This window comes from Prosthecobacter sp., assembly GCF_029946185.1.
Classification (GTDB): Bacteria; Verrucomicrobiota; Verrucomicrobiia; order Verrucomicrobiales; family Verrucomicrobiaceae; genus Prosthecobacter.
Window position 1 is genome coordinate 1 of record NZ_JAQSEA010000165.1, and the last position, 18,242, is coordinate 18,242.

At 60.0% G+C, this 18,242-nt stretch carries 10 protein-coding genes and 2 pseudogenes; 4 read left to right on the plus strand and 8 right to left on the minus strand.

The window, feature by feature from the left end:
* Positions 1-336 (plus strand): annotated as a pseudogene (locus PSV43_RS14430) (cytochrome C); the annotation flags it as partial.
* A gap of 31 nt (positions 337-367) precedes the next feature.
* On the opposite strand, the gene PSV43_RS14435 reads toward PSV43_RS14430, so the two are convergent.
* The 7 genes and pseudogenes from PSV43_RS14435 to PSV43_RS14465 all read right to left on the minus strand — a co-directional run bounded on the left by PSV43_RS14435 (position 368) and on the right by PSV43_RS14465 (position 10,571).
* Positions 368-3,487 carry a type I restriction endonuclease subunit R gene (locus PSV43_RS14435; protein ID WP_300198532.1) on the minus strand — a complete coding sequence of 1,040 codons (3,120 nt, stop codon included), beginning with the start codon at positions 3,485-3,487 and terminating at the stop codon, positions 368-370.
* Positions 3,484-4,533 carry a virulence RhuM family protein gene (locus PSV43_RS14440; protein ID WP_300198535.1) on the minus strand — a complete coding sequence of 350 codons (1,050 nt, stop codon included), beginning with the start codon at positions 4,531-4,533 and terminating at the stop codon, positions 3,484-3,486. The genes PSV43_RS14435 and PSV43_RS14440 overlap by 4 nt, the downstream gene beginning before the upstream one ends.
* 71 nt (positions 4,534-4,604) lie before the next feature.
* Positions 4,605-4,940 (minus strand): annotated as a pseudogene (locus PSV43_RS14445) (cell filamentation protein Fic); the annotation flags it as partial.
* A gap of 9 nt (positions 4,941-4,949) precedes the next feature.
* A complete protein-coding gene (locus PSV43_RS14450) occupies positions 4,950-5,906 on the minus strand; it encodes a hypothetical protein (protein ID WP_300198540.1) in 957 nt (318 codons plus the stop codon).
* Positions 5,903-7,192, minus strand: a complete 1,290-nt coding sequence (locus PSV43_RS14455) for a restriction endonuclease subunit S (RefSeq protein ID WP_300198542.1) — start codon at positions 7,190-7,192, stop codon at positions 5,903-5,905. Before PSV43_RS14455 ends, PSV43_RS14450 begins: the two co-directional genes overlap by 4 nt.
* Positions 7,182-8,831, minus strand: coding sequence for a class I SAM-dependent DNA methyltransferase (locus tag PSV43_RS14460; RefSeq protein WP_300198545.1), 1,650 nt, complete (start codon positions 8,829-8,831; stop codon positions 7,182-7,184). The genes PSV43_RS14455 and PSV43_RS14460 overlap by 11 nt, the downstream gene beginning before the upstream one ends.
* 414 nt (positions 8,832-9,245) lie before the next feature.
* Positions 9,246-10,571 (minus strand): LysM peptidoglycan-binding domain-containing protein, encoded by a 1,326-nt coding sequence (locus PSV43_RS14465; RefSeq protein WP_300198548.1) that lies wholly within the window; start codon positions 10,569-10,571, stop codon positions 9,246-9,248.
* A 64-nt stretch (positions 10,572-10,635) separates the two neighbouring features.
* Between PSV43_RS14465 and PSV43_RS14470 the strand changes: the two genes are divergently transcribed.
* A complete protein-coding gene (locus tag PSV43_RS14470) occupies positions 10,636-11,433 on the plus strand; it encodes an N-acetylmuramoyl-L-alanine amidase (RefSeq protein WP_300198551.1) in 798 nt (265 codons plus the stop codon).
* 16 nt (positions 11,434-11,449) lie between these two features.
* Here the strand turns inward: PSV43_RS14470 and PSV43_RS14475 are convergent, their stop codons facing one another.
* Positions 11,450-16,066, minus strand: coding sequence for an autotransporter-associated beta strand repeat-containing protein (locus tag PSV43_RS14475; protein ID WP_300198554.1), 4,617 nt, complete (start codon positions 16,064-16,066; stop codon positions 11,450-11,452).
* 663 nt (positions 16,067-16,729) lie between these two features.
* Here PSV43_RS14475 and PSV43_RS14480 point away from each other — a divergent pair.
* The gene (locus PSV43_RS14480) at positions 16,730-17,497 is read left to right on the plus strand and encodes an amino acid ABC transporter permease (RefSeq protein ID WP_300198556.1); all 768 of its coding nucleotides are present in this window, start codon (positions 16,730-16,732) and stop codon (positions 17,495-17,497) included.
* Complete coding sequence (locus PSV43_RS14485) at positions 17,487-18,224, plus strand: amino acid ABC transporter ATP-binding protein (protein WP_300198559.1); 738 nt, start codon at positions 17,487-17,489, stop codon at positions 18,222-18,224. Before PSV43_RS14480 ends, PSV43_RS14485 begins: the two co-directional genes overlap by 11 nt.
* Positions 18,225-18,242 lie beyond the last annotated feature (18 nt).

Here is an 18,242-nt window from a genome sequence, read left to right on the forward strand (position 1 = left end):
GTGGATGATTCGAAGATGGAAAGCTTCATGGCGGACATGGAGCGTGAGATGGGGGGGCTGGATGAGGCGAATCCTGATCCGCGTCAGCTTGGGCATTTCATGCGCAAGATGACGGATATGATGGGGGACAAGACGCCGCCGGAACTGCGGGAGATGGTGCGGCGGCTTGAGGCGGGGGAGGATCCGGAGAAACTGGAGGAGCAGTTTGGTGGGCTGGATGAAGGGGAGGCGGGGGATGCGCTGTTTTCACAGATGATGACACGGGCGAAGGCGGCGCGGAAACAGCCGGTGAGGGACCCGAAGCTGTATGAGATGCGGGATTTTGTGAGGGAGTAGATGCTGGATGGTCTCGAAACACTCCCAAATCTCAGACCCACTCGGCGCAGAGAAGTTCGGCTTGGGCAAGGACGGTTTTTACGGCTGCTTCCTGAAGGTCGGGAGGGTAGCCGTATTTGTTCAAGATGCGTTTCACCATGACGCGGATGCGGGCGCGGGCGCTTTCACGCAGGGTCCAGTCGATGGTCACGCTCTTGCGCACCTGGGTGATGAGTTCGGCGGCGATTACCTTGAGCTTGTCGTCGCCCATCGCTTGGACGGCGGAGTTGTTCACGGCGAGGGCATCGTAGAAGGCTACTTCGTCGTTCGTCAGGCCGAGATCTTCGCCGCGTTTGGTGGCGGCTTCCATTTCCTTCGCGAGTTTGATGAGTTCCTCGATGACTTCCATCGTGGAGATGGCGCGGTTGTGGTAGGCGTTGAGGGTCTTCTTGAGTTTCTCGCTGAAGAGCTGGCTTTGCACGAGGTTGTGCTTTGAGCGCACCTTGAGTTCGTCCTTGAGCAGCTTTTCCAGCAGCTCGGCGGCCACGTTCTTATGCTTCAGGCCGCGCACTTCGGCGAGGAATCGCGCATCGAGAATGCCGATGTCCGGCTTCGGCAAACCAGCAGCGGTGAAAACGTCGATAACCTGTCCTTCGGTCGTGATCGCTTTGGACACGAGCTGGCGGATTGCGGCGTCGATCTGCTCGGGCGTCTTGCGGTTGCCGCTGGCCTGTTTGTTGAGCGCGGCTTGGATGGCTTGGAAGAAACTCACGTCATCGCGGATGGAGGTGGCTTCGTCGCTTGCAGCACAGAGGGCGAATGCGCGGGAAAGCTCCATCACCACCTGCAGCCAGCGTTTCTTGCCGTCTTCCTGTTCGAGGATGTGCTCTTGCCCAGCGGGGATGAGTTGCAGGCGCTCAGTGGGCGTGCCTGTGGTCCATTTCTTCCACACAAAGCCATGCATCAGGTCGCAGGCGATGCCGTGTTTTTCCAGCATGACGGCAATGGCCTGCTTCGTGTCATAGGTGGGGTCGCCCTGGCCGCCGCTCTCGGTGTAGTTGGCCAGAGCTTTCTTCAACTGATCCGCGAGGCCGAGATAATCCACCACCAAGCCACCGGGCTTGTCTTTGAAGACACGGTTCACACGTGCGATGGCCTGCATCAGGCCGTGGCCCTGCATCGGCTTGTCGGCATACATGGTGTGCAGGCAGGGCGCATCAAAGCCGGTCAGCCACATGTCACGCACGATCACTATTTTGAAGGGGTCCTTGGCATCCTTGAAGCGGTTCGCCAGCTTGCGGCGCTTCTCCTTGTTGCCGATGTGTGGCTGCCACTCGGGGCCGTCTTCGGCGCTGCCGGTCATCACCACCTTGAGCGTTTCCTCCGCCCACTCTGGGCGCAGCTTGATGAGGGCATTGAACAACTCCACGCAGATGCGGCGGCTCATGCAGACGATCATCGCTTTGCCGTCCATTGCTTCCGTGCGCTTCTCGAAGTGCGCCACCAGGTCTGCGGCAATCAGCGCGATGCGCTTTGGGGAGCCTACCAGCGCTTCGAGTGCGCCCCATTTCGTCTTGAGCTTCTCCTTCTTCGTCAGCTCTTCTCCTTCGGTGATCTCTTCAAACTCCGCATCGAGGTTTGGCAACTCGGCTTGATTCAGTGCCAGCTTGGCGATCCGGCTCTCGTAATAGATCGGCACAGTGGCCTTGTCCACGACGGCGCGCTGGATGTCGTAGATGGAAATGTAGTCGCCAAAGACCGCGCGTGTGTTCGCGTCCGTCTTTTCAATGGGTGTGCCGGTGAAGCCGATGAAGGAGGCCTGCGGCAGCGCATCGCGCATGTGCCGCGCCAGCCCATCGATGAGATCATATTGCGAACGGTGCGCTTCATCGGCAATGACGATGATGTTCCGCCGACCGCTCAGCTCAGGCATGGACGTGCCCTTTTCTGGAAGGAACTTGTGGATGGTGGTAAATACCACGCCGCCGCTCGCCACGGCCAGCAGCTCGCGCAGGTTCTCGCGATTCGCCGCCTGCACCGGCATCTGGCCCAAAATGTCGTGGCAGCGCTGGAACTGGCCAAAGAGTTGATCGTCCAAGTCGTTGCGATCCGTCAGAATGACCAGCGTCGGGTTCTGCATCGTGCTCTCGCGGATGACGCGGGCGGCGAAGAACAGCATGGTGAAGCTTTTGCCACTGCCCTGCGTGTGCCACACCACGCCTGCGCGGCGGTCGCCGGGCTTGCCGCCGTGCATGCGGCCCGACCAGTAGCCACCCGGGTCCTCGCGCACCACGCTAGAGTCATTCATGCCGCTGGCGCGCACGGTTTCCTCCACCGCTGCATTCACCGCGTGGAACTGATGGTAGCCTGCAATGATCTTGTGCAGCGCGCCGGTGTCTGGGTCTTCTTCAAAGACAATGAAGTGCTCCAGCAAACTGAGAAACCGCTGCCGGTCGAATACGCCGCGAATCAAGGTCTCCAGCTCCAGCGCGGTCTTCGGCGCATCGCCCTCCCCATCAATTGTGCGCCAGACCTTGAACCACTCTTGGTTGGCCGTCAGCGAGCCGATGCGGGCTTGCAGGCCATCGCTCACCACCAGCGCCGCGTTGTAGTGCAGCAGACGCGGCACCTCTGCTTTGTAGGTCTGGAGCTGCGTGTAGGCGCTCCAGATCGTTGCGTCCTCGTCTGCGGCGTTTTTGAGTTCGATGAGAGCCAGCGGCAGTCCGTTGATGAAGACCACCACATCCGGTCGGCGGTTGTGCTGCGCTTCGATCACCGTGAACTGATTCACGACGAACCAGTCATTGGCGCTCGCGCTCGTGAAATCCACTACCCGCGCCTTGTCCCCTTTGATCGAGCCATCCTTGCGCGGATACTCCACATCCACGCCGTCGCGCAGCATGCGGTGGAAGGCGCGGTTGGTCTGCACCAACGAGCCATTTGCCACGCGCAGCACCTTTCTCAATGCGTCCTCACGGGCGTCTTCGGGAATGGCCGGGTTCAACTGGCGAATGGCCTCGCGCAGACGCCCTACGAGCACCACCTCGGCAAAACCATCCCGCTCGGCTGCGGGTTCCCCCGGAGCGAGTTGTGGACCGTGGCCAATGGCATAGCCCAGCTCTCCGAACCACGTCAGGGCGGCGTCTTCGACGATGGATTCGTTGAGGGTCATGACTTCGGGGGTCTGGGTTTCTTCGGGCGCGGCAGCCGCTTCAGTTCTTCGGTCGCCTTGAGAAAATCGGCGTCCACCGCACGGGGCGCGGCGTCCAACAAGGTGCGATACTTAGCATACTCGATCTCCGCCTTGGTCTTTGCCTGCTCGGCGGAAATCTTCCCTGCGTGGTCCAGCAGCTCATGTTCGGAGAGTTTCAGAAACTCATCCAGCTTCACGATCCAGTCGCGCATCGTCATCACCTTCCGCTGCAGCGCGCGCAGTTCGGCAAATTCAATGTAGGCGTTCACGATGCGGTTCAGCGTGCCCAGCTCTTCACCATCGAGGTAATTCTTGGCGATGGACACATCTTCTTTGCGGATGATGCCACCGGGCCGCGTCGTCTGCAGCCCCATGAAGGGCTGCCCGGCATCCACCCGCGCGTGGATCACCTCCGCCGCCGTCTGGCCGTGCGCCGCCCAGTGAATCTTGTTCTGCACCGTGGCAAAGAACCGCTGCGACACCTCCGTATCCGGCGTGTAGTCCACGCTCATCGCGTAAATATCGAGCACCTTCTGGTAGAAGCGCCGCTCAGAGGATCGGATGTCGCGGATGCGCTCCAGTTGCTCGTCGAAGTAATCCTTCTGCCCCGTGCCCGGCGGATTCTTGAGCCGCTCGTCGTCCATGGTGAAGCCCTTCACCAGATACTCGTTCAAGCGCCCGATGGCCCATTGCCGAAACTGCGTGCCCCGATGACTACGCACGCGGAACCCAACCGCGAGGATGGCGTCCAGATTGTAGTGCTCGATGTCACGCTTGACCGCCCGCCGCCCCTCCAATCGAACTATTCGGAATTTCCGAATAGTTGCCGTCTCCGGCAGCTCACCTTCGGCAAAGATGCCCTTCAAGTGCTCGTTCACCGTCGGCACCGTGACTTGGAAAAGCTCAGCCATGAGCGCCTGTGTGAGCCACACCGTCTCATTATCAAACCGGCATTGGATGCGCGTGCGCCCATCCTCCGTCTGAAATAGGATGAGGTCGGAATCGGGCGGTGGATCGTTCTTCATGGGTTCCTTGTGCCCGAGGTTGAAGTTTGCACTGTTCGATAACGTCGAACCGTTGCTCTCACATCCTGAGGGATGATCGCTAGCAGGCCGTAGTGCTTGGTTTGGTAGCCCTTGCCGTCGTCGGCAGTTGTTAAGTATTGCTTAACCACTGAAGCTTCTTCCAGTTCGTTGTCGCTGAAAATGCGCTTAAGGTGCTGGTTGATGGCAGGACCTGAGACATCGTGAAGCGCGGCCATCATCTTCTGCGTTAACCAGATGTTTTCATCTTCGTAACGCATTTCGACGCTGGCCTCCGAGTTGCCGACGGCAGCCACAAAGGTCAGGTATTCCGCCGCCGAAGAGCGAACCAGTGAGACGGCTGCGTTCTTTTTGGAACGACCGCCGGGAGTTGGTTTGTTTTTGCTCATGGCTGGGGATCATAGGCCAACAGGCTCACATCGAATGGTTCGCAAGTCATCGAATCCCATGTAAACCATCTTAAGGCTTGGCCAGTCATAGTCTTCAAAATCCGCGATCATGAACTTTTTTATCGCTGTGATTGGGCCGCCCCAAGTCCGCGGTTCAACGGGGGCTTTCCTGCGCCAGGTCAATGCCTTGCCTTCAAAGGCGTAGCCCTGCACCAGCCGGTTGTCGATCAGTGCCGCGATGGTTAAGCTCTTTTCTCCAGGATCAGGCAAGGCCATCACCCGCATTCCCACATGCAATGGAAACTCGGCTGACACCACATCCCCTGTCGGCAGGGTCATTACGGAGCGCACCCGGTTATTCTTCTTGAATTGGCGTTCGGTCAGCAGCGGCGTCAGCGCATCTTTCTCGAACACGACAGATCCTGTGCCGGAGTTCACGTTGAGAGGTTCAGTGCGCCTCCCCGTCTGGATATTTTCCAACACGACGGTGACATCCTTCTGGGGTCCAGCCGCTTTCCACGAAAGGCGCAAGTCATCCAGATCCACCGCCAGCCCCTTCGCCCGTGAATCAACCGACTCCAAGTGCCAGCCATCCACGATCAGAGGTTGAGGCCGGGCCTGAAGATAAACGAACGCTCCCATTCCAAACAGAAACAACCCTGCGCAGATGCCATACACTACGAGCGAACGTTTGTGCTCCTGCAGCAGAACCAGTTGCAGCAGCGCAAAGTTCTTCTCGCCGACAGTACTGCGCAATGCATGGTCACGCGTCAGTTCGATGGACACTTGCCGTGCAGGCAAGTTTTCCAGTTGGGAGCTGCGTTCCGGCATGTCCGCGCGGAGTTTTTCCACGATCTGCGACGTGATACGGCTGCTCTCTTTTTGTGCGCCTAGGAAACGGTAAATCACGAATCCCGTTACAGCGAGCGCAGCTGGAAGAATGGCCAAGAATGAAAGCGTGGTCATGATGAGATTTGTGTTTTGAGTTTGCTGCTGACCGCCACCTCCCCGCTCAGCAGCTTCGGCAGCAGCGTGTCGCGCAGGACGGCGAGGGTGCGGGATTGGTGGTCGTTAGCGAACATAGTGGCGAACCAACCGCTAACAATCTTCCCGAACGCTCCTTGTATCTGTGGCGGTGGAACGATAACTGGTATGCCGTAGAAGTCGTCGCGGCTTGTCGATGGAATGGCCGATCCGGAATCCATGCTGTTGATGTCGAATCGAACCAACTCGTAGTAGGCCCATTTGAGATCGAGACCTGCCTGCGGCTTGAGATAGAAAGCCGTATCGATGACGAAGAATGGTTCGGGCGAATAATGGACTCCGCGATAAGCTCCCTTTCGTCCGATGACGATTCCCGCGCTGTTGCACAAAGGTTCATCGTGAAATCCAATCGGGCCATTGGTACCAAAGACACGATACTTGCCGCAGCTCTCCCGGTAGTCGCGGAGGCTCTTGCCATATTCCAACGTGGCAATGTCTCCCCAGCGTTTACGAGTCCAACCTTTCGGCACAACGCCATCAGTTGCGTGTTCAAAGTGTGCGGAGAAAAGGGCAGATGTGGCTTTGTCGAGCCCGATGGGTTTGCGGCCATCAAGCTTGGCGCGGACGGGGTCGAAATCCACGAACCAGCTCTGGAACAGCGCCCGAGCCATCGCCTCCAGCGTCGCGTTCATCCGCCGGTTCAACTCGATCTTGTCATCAAGCGCCCCCAGCACAGCCGCGATGGTTTTTTGCTCGGCGGGAGGGGGGAGCGCGAACGGCACTGCGCTCATGATCGATGTATTGAGGTTTGGCATCGTAGCTCCAACCGCATGACGAACTATCCAATCCTTGATGGCAGGGTGCCCGAGAAACAGCGAAGCGAACAGCGGGTCAACAACGCCTGTGCCAAGGCGAACCTTGAGGCAACCAGTGCCGCACAACCATCCTTCTTCGTGCTCCCTTATAAGTGACCTTTTCTCAACGTCACCGCGACGACTATAAACGATGTCGCCAGCCCTCACTCGGTGTTGCGCCAAACGATTCGCGTCCTCTTCGGTGATTCGCACAATGCCATCTTCCACGATTCGGTTTTCGCCAATGTTCGTCGGCATGATTGAGGGCACACCAACCTGAACGTAGTCCGATGCGTGCAACTGGCTTCCAAACGGACCTGTTTGAATGTTTCCACCACCGCGTTGGCAAACGTCACCAAGCGTCGTGAACTCCCAATGCTCGGGAATCTCGCCGTTGATGAGATCACCCGCCATAACCCAACTCCTTGAGGTTCGTTTTGATGGCCTTCTCCAGCTTCGCGGACTCTTTGAATTGTCCTTCTAACTCAGTGATCAAACGCGCCATCTTTTCCTCAAACGGTTCGCCATCGTCTTCGGCGTCCTCGGCCCCGACGTAGCGCCCTGGCGTCAGCACGTAGCCATGCGCGGCGATCTCGGCGGAGGTGGCGGATTTGCAGAAGCCGGGGAGGTCGTTGTACGATGAACCTGGGATTGCGGGCTGGGTGCCTCCCGCTTTGATCGATTCTGTGCGCCACGCAGAATCATCGAAGCGCCATTCATGATAGGTGCTGACGATTTTCTCGATGTCCTCCTCTGTCAGTTCACGATGCACACGATCAACAAGGGTTCCCATCTTGCGGGCATCAATAAAGAGGGTCTCGCCTTTGCGTTTACGAAAACAGTCGGGAATCTCGTCGTCGCCGCGTTTCACTTTACGCGATCCTTTGGACTTCGTAAGGAACCACAGACAAACAGGAATTTGCGTACTGTAGAAGAGCTGGCCGGGGAGGGCGACCATGCAGTCCACGAGGTCGGCCTCGATGAGGGCTTTTCGGATTTCGCCTTCGCCGGACTGATTGGAGGACATGCTGCCATTGGCGAGGACGAAGCCTGCCATGCCGTGGGGGGCGAGGTGGTGGATGAAGTGCTGGACCCAGGCGAAGTTGGCATTGCCCTTCGGCGGGACGCCATACTGCCAGCGCACGTCGTCGTCTTTGCGGTGCCAGTCGCTGTCGTTGAAGGGAGGATTGGCCAGCACGTAGTCGGCGCGCAGATCGGGGTGCTGATCGAGGCGGAAGGTGTCGGCGTGTTCCTTGCCAAAGTCGGCCTCGATGCCGCGCAGGGCGAGATTCATGATGGCGAGGCGGCGGGTGGTGGGATTGCTCTCCTGACCGTAGATGGAGATGTCTCCGAGCTTGCCGCCGTGGGATTCGACGAATTTCTCCGACTGGACGAACATGCCGCCGGAGCCGCAGGCGGGATCGTAGATGCGGCCTTTGTAGGGGGCGAGCATCTCGACGAGGAGGCGAACGATGCACTGCGGGGTGTAGAACTGCCCGCCGTTTTTGCCTTCGGCACTGGCGAACTGCGTGAGGAAATATTCAAAGACGCGGCCGAGGACGTCCTTGGATTTGCTGGCAACATCGGCGAGGCGGATGGAGCCGATGAGATCGATGAGCTCGCCGAGGCGGTGCTTGTCGAGATCGGGGCGGCCGTAGTTTTTATTGAGCGCGCCTTTGAGGCGGGAGTTGTCGCGCTCAAGGGCGTCCATGGCGTCGTCCACGATCTTGCCGATGGTGGGGAGCTTGGCGCTGCCCTGGAGGTAGGCCCAGCGGGCGGCGGGCGGGACCCAGAAGACGTTTTCGGCCTTGTACTCGTCCTGGTCTTCGGGATTGGCCCCGGCGTAGTCGCCTTTGCCTGCGATCAGTTTGGCGTGGTGCTCTTCGAAGCTGTCGGAGATGTATTTGAGGAAGATGAGGCCGAGGACGACGTGCTTGTACTCGGCGGCGTCCATGTTGTTGCGCAGCTTATCGGCGGCGAGCCAGAGCTTGGCTTCAAAGCCGAGATTGGCGGAGGAGGATGAGTCGGACTTGCTGGTTGCTTTTCTTGCCATGCGGGGATTTTCCTATCCAAGCGGGGAAAGGTTCGGATGGCAAGGGATGAACGGAGGGAAAGCGGCGTCGCGGCGGCTTGTGTCACCGCTACGTGGTTCCACGAAGTTTGAGAAGGGGGCGGTTCCGGGGGCTGACGCTCCCGGCTACGGTTATGCCAGCCCTCCGGGCTTTCGGAGGGAGACGCAGGGCGGGCGGTTGATCTCCCGCACCCCTGCAAGGTGCGACCTTTGGTGAAAGGGGGCGCGTGATGGGGGGACTCAGGGCTGGCTGCGCTGCGCGCTGGGCTGAGTCTGGCGGCCCTTGAGGTCGCGAGGGACGGGGACCGTTGGCTCTGCTTTGTTAAGCGTCTGGGGTGAGGCGGAGGGTTTCCTTGTTCCGCAGGAACAAGGCTACTTTACGGCAGCGGAAAGTGATTAGCGGCTGCTGACGGAGACTGCGCCCATGGCGGGGACCATGATTTCGTCGCCTACTTTGAGGGTGGAACCGGGGTTGAGGCGGTTCATCTCGCGAATCTGTTCGGGGGTGGTGGTGAACTGGGTGGCGATGGATTCGATGGAGTCGGCGCTGTCAACGCGATAGGCGAGGATGCCGCGGTGGGAGTCGGAGGTGTCGGGGCCTTTGGGGGCGGCGGCGACGACGACGGGGGCTGGGGGCGGCGCAGTGGGCATGGGTGCGGGGGCGGCGAATGCGGCGGAGGGAGATGGTGGGGGGGCGCTGGGGGTGCCGTAGCCGGGGAGGGGGATGGTGTCGGAGGATTCAGCGCGTGGGGCTGGTTTGGTCTTGGAGGCGACGGTGACGGTGGTGGTGCGGCCGGGGATTTTCAGGCGCTGGCCGACGATGATCATGTTGACGTTCTTGATTTTGTTGGCGCTGGCGAGGGTGACGGCGGTGAGCTTGTGCTTGAGGGCGATGGCTTTGAGGCTGTCGCCTTTTTTGACGGTGTAATATACGGGTGAACTGACCTGTACGGTGGACGTGGGTGCGGAGTAGCTGCCGCCGCCGGGGGTGGAGGGGGTGTAGCTGACCTGGGTGGTGGGGGAACTGAGGCGGTGTGGGGAGGGGATGAGGAGGGTCTGGCCGACGTGGACGTCTTCTTCGGTCATGCGGTTGAGCTGCTGGATCTCGCCGACGCTGACGCGGTGGGTGGAGGCGATGTGCCAGAGGGTGTCTCCGGGACGGGCGATGTAGGTGGTGTGTGCGGCGAGATCGGTGCCGCCATCGTAGCGGGTGCTGGATTTGCCGCTGCGTTTGATGCTGCTGACGTCGCGCTCGAGTTCGCCGATGCGGATGTTTTGGACTTGGTCGCTGTCGCGGATTTGGGTGCCCTGGCTGGTGAGGTCGCCGGGGGGGCCGTAAACTTTGGGGCGGGGCGGGGGGCCTGCAGTGGGCTTTTTCGCAGCGGTTTTTTTGGTGCTGGATTTGCTGCTGGTGGCGGGCTTGCGTGTGGAGGTTTTTGAGGTGGAGGCTTTCGGTGCGGTGCCGTATCCGGGTGGGTAGGTGTAGCCGGGAGGGGGGGGATAGGTGCCGGGGTTTTGAGGACGGCCGACGGGAGCCTGAATCTCGGCTGCGGATTGTCGGGTGGCTCTGGTGGATGGCTGCTGGTAGCCTGCGCCGGGATAGCCAGGAGGGGCTGGCTGGGCGTAGGCAGGGGGGGCGACCGTGAGCAGTAGGGCGACTGCGATGCCCCAGGAGAGCGCGAGTGATCTCAGCACAAAGGAGGCAGGGCAGGGCGTCTTCATATGGCTATTGTAGAAAATTCGATTGTTAATTCAAACAAATATTTTATATTTACGAATATTCTTTTTGAAATTTTACCCGTTTATCACTCTGAGCCTGCGGACGGTGGTCGCTTTTTCGGCCCTCGCGGGGAGTGCTTTTTCGCTGGTGTGGCTGGAGCAGCGGCAGGCGGCGGCCCCTTTACCGAGTCAACGGAGGTGGAATGAAACTTCGCCTTTGGTGGTGGTGGATGCGGGGCATGGGGGGCATGACGGCGGGGCGGTGGCGAACGGGGTGATTGAAAAAAATATGAGCCTGGACATCGCCAAGCGGGTGATGAAGGAGCTGGAGGCTGCGGGGGTGCGGGTGGTGATGACGCGGAGCGGTGACCGTTTTTTGTCGCTGGATGAGCGTGCGGCGCTGGCGGGCGAGCATGGGGCGGACGCGTTTGTGAGTGTGCATCTGAATACCGAGGGGGAGGGGAACGAGGCGGAGGGGATTGAGACTTATTTTGCGGAATCCAGGGCGCTGTCTGCGCGGCAACTGGTGCCGGGGGGAGATGGCCGAGGGCAACGGGCGGGGGGGAGTGCTGAATTTGCGAGCAGGGTGCAGCGACTGGTGTGCGATGCGACTGGGGCGGAAAACCGGGGGGTGAAGGCGCGTGACTATGCGGTGGTGGCGCGGGCGGCGTGTCCGGCGGTGCTGGTGGAGTGCGGGTTCATCACGAGCGCGAGTGAGGTGGTGCGGCTGAAGGAGGCGGGGTATCGTGATAAGGTGGCGGACGGGATTGCGCGTGGGGTGGTGCTGTTTTTACAGACGCAGTCGGCTCAAGCGCCGGTGGTGGCGGCGGTGCTGAAGGCAGATGGCGGGAGTCGTGGGCGCTGAGGGCACCGCTTTGAAGTCAGGGTGCGACCGCGCCGGGTGATCTGCGGCGGCGGGCTGCGAGGGTGGCGAGGGCGAGGAAGAGCAGGATGGTGCGGGAGGGTTCGGGGACGGGGGCGATGAGGAGGATGCCGGTGGTGTAGATCTGGCTGAGGTCCCATTGGAGGGTGATGTCGAGCGTGGGGAGATCAAAGGCGGCGAAGGTGCCGGTGACGGGTACGCTGAGGTTCGTCCAATCAAAGAGCTTCCATTGATCATTGGATGTGAAGCCGGTGAGGCTATTGGGGTTGGAGACTTTGAGGGTCGTGCCGGTGCCGAGGGTGAAGGTGCCGGTGACGGCGAGGATGTCGGCGGCGCTGGGATTGAGGGTGTTGTTTTGGCCGACGCCTGAAAAGAGGTCGAGGACGAGGGTGGAATTTTGATCGAGACTGAGGGTGCCGGTGCCGGAGGTGACGAGCTGCAGGATGCCTGCGCTGGTGGCGGAAGGGATGCCGACGCTGAGTGTGCCACCAACGATGGTGATGGATTTGTCTGCGGCGGCGGCGATGCGGCCGTTTCCGCCCAGGGTGGCACCTGCAGAGACGGCCACTGCGCCGGTGCCGGTGGCGGAGCCGGTCATGGTGGAGTTTCCGACGAGCAGAGTGCCGGCGGTTACGGTGGTACCGCCGCTGTAGGTGCTGTCGCCGGTGATGATCCAAGTGCCAGTGCCGGCTTTTTCGAGTTTCACGCCGGGGGCGGTGGGAGAGGAGGTGGCATTTCCCATGCCGACGATGGAGTTGTCGCCGGTGTTGGTTCCGCCCAAGGTGAGGGTGCGCTGGGCGGTGTTGGCGCCGCTGGTGGTGAAGGCGGTGGTGAACTTGACGGTGCCGGTGCCGGTGTTCTCGATGGTGCCGTTGACGAAGGTGGTGTTGGTGACGGAGCCATTGGCGGCGAGATTGACCACGCGGTTGGTGACCGAATCGGTGCTGCCGGTGTAGCGCAGCGTGGCTGAGATGGTGCTGCCAGTGACCGATGCGACCCCGGCCGCCAGATCGATGATGGAGTTTGCGGCGTCAAAGTCGCCGGTGCCCAAGGAGCTTGCAAAGCCGGTGTTGGCGAGCTTTTGAACTTCGAGGAAGTCCTTGTTGATGGTGGTCTTTCCCGCATAGGTGTTGACGGAGCCTAGCTGGAGGGTGCCGTCATAGAGGGTGAGGGTGAGGTTGTTTTCATACGTGCCGCCGCCGCCAATGATGCCATTGCGAAAGTCACGCACGACACCGGGTTTGTGATTGGTGAAGCCTGACAAGGTGGAGGAGCCGCCCACGACTGAGTTGGTGGTGCCGGTGCCTTCGATGCTGAGGGCACCGAAAAGATTGACGGCGGAGGTGCCGCTGCCGATGACGAGCTTTGCGCTGGTGGTGCCCGAGCCCAGGATAAAGTCGATGATGGAGTAAACCGGATAAAGAAGCGTGGTGCCTCCAGCAAGGGTGGAGACGTACTGCAGAGCTCCTTCTTGAATGCGTGTTGCGCCCGAGTAGTAGGCGCTCGGGAAGTTGCCCTGATTGTAAATGTTACCGGACTCCATGATGACGGTGCCGAGTCCGGCTTTGACAATGGTGGTGGCGACAGGGGTTGCTGCGGCGTTGTTGGTGATTTTGGAGCTGATGCGGAGGGCACCCAAGGTATTGTTTTGGATGATGACGAGCTCGGTATCACCGGATGGAGTCCGCAGAGCGCCGACGGAGATGAGCACGTCATTGGCTCCCACACCGGGTGTGACAAGGATGCCGCTGGTCGTGAGGTATTTGGTGCCGTTGGTCGTGTCTGAGAGTGTCGTGAGTCCGCCGGTGTTGGTGTTGAAGCGGAGGGTGGTCACCGTGGTGTCCGCGCTGATGCTGGTGCTGGCGGTTACGTCTGCATTGCCGCTGAGGCTGGCGGTGGTGTAGCCGCCGGTAATGGTGGACAGGCCGACAATGTTTTTAGAGGCGTTGGCCGTGGCGGTGGCGGCCCAGTCATTCAGGCCCACGGTGGCGTAGGGCACGAGGCCGGAGGTGAGCAGGGTATCCGTGGTGCCGGTGGTGGTGGTGAAGCCTGCGAGTGCGGTGCTGTCAAACTGCACAATGGCGTATGCGGGGCGGGTGATGGTGGTGAAGTTCACTTTGACGCTGGTGGCCGCGTTTTGATCGACCGACAGGGTGTACTTGCCGGCCGTGGTGAAGGTCAAAGTGGTGAAGGCCTGGCTGTTGACGGTCGCCGTCTTGCCGGTGACGCGGAGGGATGAGCCATTGCTCATGGAGAGGGCACCAATGGTGCCGGTGCCGGTATAAAGGATGTTGGTGGCGGGCGCGGCCAAACCGCTGAAGTTTAGCCTGAGCGCTCCATTGGTGACGGTGGTGATGCCACCATTGGTCATGCTGGTGCTGAGGGTGAGTGTGCCGGACCCATCCTTGAACAGGATGGGCGTGGTGCCGGTGATGGTGCCGGTGATTTCCGTGTTTCCAGCGCCGGAGAAATACAGGGCGATGCTGGTGGTCTGGGCGACAATGCCGCCGCTCAGAGTCAGAAGTCCTGTGTCCGATGCGATGCGTGTGGAGGACTGGGCGCGGATGACGCCGCTGATGATGTTGCCGTCGCTCAGGCTGCGGATTGAGCCGTCAAGGGCGATGCCGTGGCCATTGGTCTGAATGCCCTCCGCCAGCGTGATGCCGCCAGAAATATTGAGCGAGGCACCGATCATGATTTTGGTAAGGCTGGCCGTGGGGGCTGCCACACCTAGCGCTGTATTGTTACGCACTTCCAGGACGCCGCTGTTGACGATGACGTGGCCCGAGAAGTCGTTGGCTCCGGTGAGGATCGTGCGGCCGGTGCCATTGAGGATCAAAGTCGTGGCCCCGGTACCGTTGTTCCTGATAAGCGAGTTGATGATCAGACTGCCGGTGGAGGAGAGATTGGTGAGGTAGAGCTCGCCTGCCACATTGTTGGTTGTGCCGCCCGCCATTAGAATACTGGTGTCTCCGAGCGTGCCGACTGTGAATTCTTGTGCGCCTTTGATCATCTGGATGCCGCCCAACGTGGCCAATCGCAGTGTATTCCCACTGCCGATGTCGAGGATGCGGGTGCTGCTGGCATCCGTCATGGAAACGGTGGCGATGTTGGTGGTGCCGGAAGCGGTGACTGCTCCGGTGGAGGTGGCGGAGACGCGCAGGTTGGCGGTGGCGGCATAGCCTGGCAGCACGCCAATGGCTGTGCCCGTCACGTGGTCGAGGTTGCCGGTGTAGAGAGAGACTTTACCGCCGACGAGGGAGGCCCAACTGGCATTGACTCCATCTCCTGCGATGTAGGTGGCCCAAGGGCCGAGGAACGTGTCAGACAATCCGCCATAGGTGGCGGTGATGCTGCCGCTGGCTGGCCCTTTGATCGAAAGAGAGGTGAAGGCAGAGCGGGTGATCGCGCCGAGATTGAGATTGGCGGTGCCGCTGACATCCGAAATGACTTCCACTCCGGTACTGCCCTGCTGCAGGGTGAGCCCGGAAAAGGTCTGGCTGTTGGTCTCGCCCACGGCGCCGATCATTTTCAAGGTGGTCGCGGAGGCTGTGCCACCAACGAGGACCAGCGTGTTGGCCGTGACGCCGTTGTAGAAGATGTTGTTGTCCGGGGCCGTGGCGGAGGCGAAATTTAACACATTCACGCCCCCTTCACCCGTGTCGCTGGTGCTGAGCAAAGCCGTCAAAGTACCAAAGGTGGTGGTGCCGGTGTAGTTGCTGGCACCGGAGTAGGTCATTGTCACTGGAACAATGGAATTGGCTGCCACCGTAGCGCTGCGAGTGAAATTTTTGCTGCCTCCAGCCGTCTCGGTGATGGCGGAGGTGATGGCTGTGGACACCACATTGACGCTGGTGTGAAACCGCATGTTGCCGCTGAGGGTGATGGTGCCGGTGAAGGTATTGCCGGTACTGTCCACGCGAATGGCCGGGGAGGTGCCTGCTGCGGTGATGGGTGTGGAGAAGATGGCGTTGGTCACGCTGATATAAGCCGTGGACCCGGCTTCCACGACGATGCCCGACAGGCCGGTGATGCTCGCCGGCCTGAGGACGGCGAAGACGCCACCTCCTGCGGCGGAGCTTTTGAGGGTGAGCGTTCCCGTCAAATTGGGATTGGCGGCCGCCAGGTCAAAGAAGGCTGCCAGGGTGCCATCTGCCTTGGCAATTGTCAGGTTGCTGCCGATGAGAGGCACGTTAAACCGCACATAGTTGCCGCTGCTGTTGGTGGCGTTGGTAGAGATATTGATGGTGGCCCCGCTGCCAAGATTGACTGAACCGGTGCCCGAGAATTGAAAGGGGGCTCCGCTGAGCGTGCCACTCAGGGGCAGAAAATTGAAGCCGGCAACGCTGATGGCTTCGTTGACGGTGATGGTGGCACCGAGGGTGGAGTTCAGAGAACCAAACTGGGCAATCGCGGTCGGGTCCCAGGGCTGGTTTGACGCGCCATTGTACCAATTGTTGTTCGTGTTAAGGTTTGTCCACGTTCCGGCCACGTTGTCGATTACTCCGAGGGTGCCGGGAGTGCCGTCCCAAGTGAGGAGTGTGGGCTCGGCCTCAGCGGAAATGCTGAGGCAAAAATAAAAGAGCGCGAGCAAGAGGCAAAAAGGATGACGCATGGAGAAATGGGGGACTGTTGCTGCTCCAAGCAGAAAACCAGCCCATGCGCGGCCTGTGAGCCCTACTGGGCATAATAATACTATGATGAGGCACCATCGATTTCATCGTGATCAGCTCGGGTCCTCAGTCGCTGATTTATTCCGCAGGTCTCCTTATGCGGTGTCACTTTGAAACAAGAACCTAGGTTAATTCGTTGGAGCCAACGGAATCAAGTTGATCGTGAGGGGCTGCGTTTGATCAGCTGATGCGAAGCTGCAAGGGGCTGGGGCATTCAGAGGGAGAGTATTTCTGGTGATGTTTGGAAGCGCGAGAGGCTTGTCATGAATGGCACTTGATTAAGGCTGGGCGTCGAGAAAAGCATCCATTCACTAACGAAGCCGAAAAGTGTCACGGAGCGCGGGACTTTAGTCCGCAGCAAGTCGTCCGCGTGGGACGTGTGATGGCTCATACTGAATGTCGCAAACACGGTGATGTCGGGTGTCGCGAAATCAGCATGTCAAAGCGGGGCAGGTGTGTGCTGCGGAGTGCAGCGGAATAAATTCCGCGCTCCTCGGAGCGCTGCGCGAAAACAGTGAGTTTCACGATCTACGCCCTTAATCAAGTGCCATTCAGGCTTGTCATTTTATTGCGCAAGTTTCAACAAGGGCGTAAATCACCGGGTCTTGTCCGCCTCACACGCCATTCCCGTCTCGAACGCACGCTACGCACTGTATGTGCTTGTGCTGTGCGTGTTTGCTTCGGCGGCATTTTATGGAGTGTTTGCCGCAGTGGAGTATCCGTGGAACTGGAGCGGGGTGTGGCAGTATCGGCAGCAGTTTGTTTATGGCTGGCTGAGTACGATGGGGCTTTCGCTGGTGGCGATGATCGTGAGCATTGTTTTTGGCTTTTTGTTGATGCTGGGGCGGCGTGCACCGTGGATGCCGGTGCGGATGGGCTGCGGGAGTGTGGTTGAGGTGGTGCGCGGATCGCCGCTGCTGGTGCAGCTGCTGATTGGGCACTACATCATTGCGCAGGCACTGAACATTGATCAGCCGCTCTTCACCGGGATCATTTTACTGGGCTGCTTTGAAGGGGCGTATCTGGCTGAAATTTTTCGGGGTGCGGTGGAGAGCATCAGTGCCTCACAGCTTGAGGCGGCGCGGGCGGTTGGATTTAGCAAGGCGCAAACGTATCGGTTTGTGATCATACCGCAGGCGCTGCGAAGGGCGCTGCCGGGTACGACGGGCCAGCTGGTTTCGCTGATCAAAGATTCTTCGCTGCTTTCGGTCATCGGCATTGAGGAGCTGGTGCAAAAGGTCAAGATCATGAACGCTGCGAACTTTGCTCCTTTGGAGGGCTATCTGCCGCTGGCGCTAGCGTACCTCGCGGTGACACTGCCGCTCTCACATCTGGCGCGTCGTTTGGAAGGGAGGTTTGCGTATGAAACTTGAAACGCATGCGGTGACGAAGCGCTATGGAGCACACGCAGCACTGGACGGGGCCTCTTTTACCACGGGTGATGAGGCGCGTGTGATCGCGCTGCTGGGGCCTTCGGGTGGTGGCAAGTCCACGCTGCTGCGGGTGCTGGGCAGCCTGCTGGTGCCGGATGAAGGGCATGTGAGCATCGACGCGAGCATGCTGCCGCATGATGAAGACGGGGCTTTGAATGAGCGGCGTGGCAATGGCTTTGTGTTTCAGGGCTACAATCTTTTCCCCCACCTCACGGCATTGCAAAACATCACGCTGCCGTTGCGGGAAGTGCATGGGATGAGCGAAACGCTGGCAACGCAGCGTGCGCTGGAGCTGCTGCATCGTTTGGGGCTGGCAGGGCATGAGAACAAACGGCCGAGCCAGCTTTCGGGAGGGCAGCAGCAGCGTGCTGCCATCGCGAGGGCTCTGGCGCCGAAACCACGGCTGCTGCTGCTGGACGAGCCGACTTCCGCGCTGGATCCGGTGATGACGGGAGAGGTGCTGGATGTGGTCCGAGAACTGGCTGAGGCTGGGCAGAGTATCATTCTAGCCACGCATGAAATTAGCTTTGCGCGCAAGGTGGCGGACTGGGTGGTGTTCCTGGCGGCAGGGAAGGTGGAGGAGTCGTCCTCTGCCGCTGATTTTTTCACGCGGCCGCAAACCGATCTCGCACGGCAGTATCTCGAAGGATTGTCGAGGTATCGGTAATAACAGGTGCGATTTGAC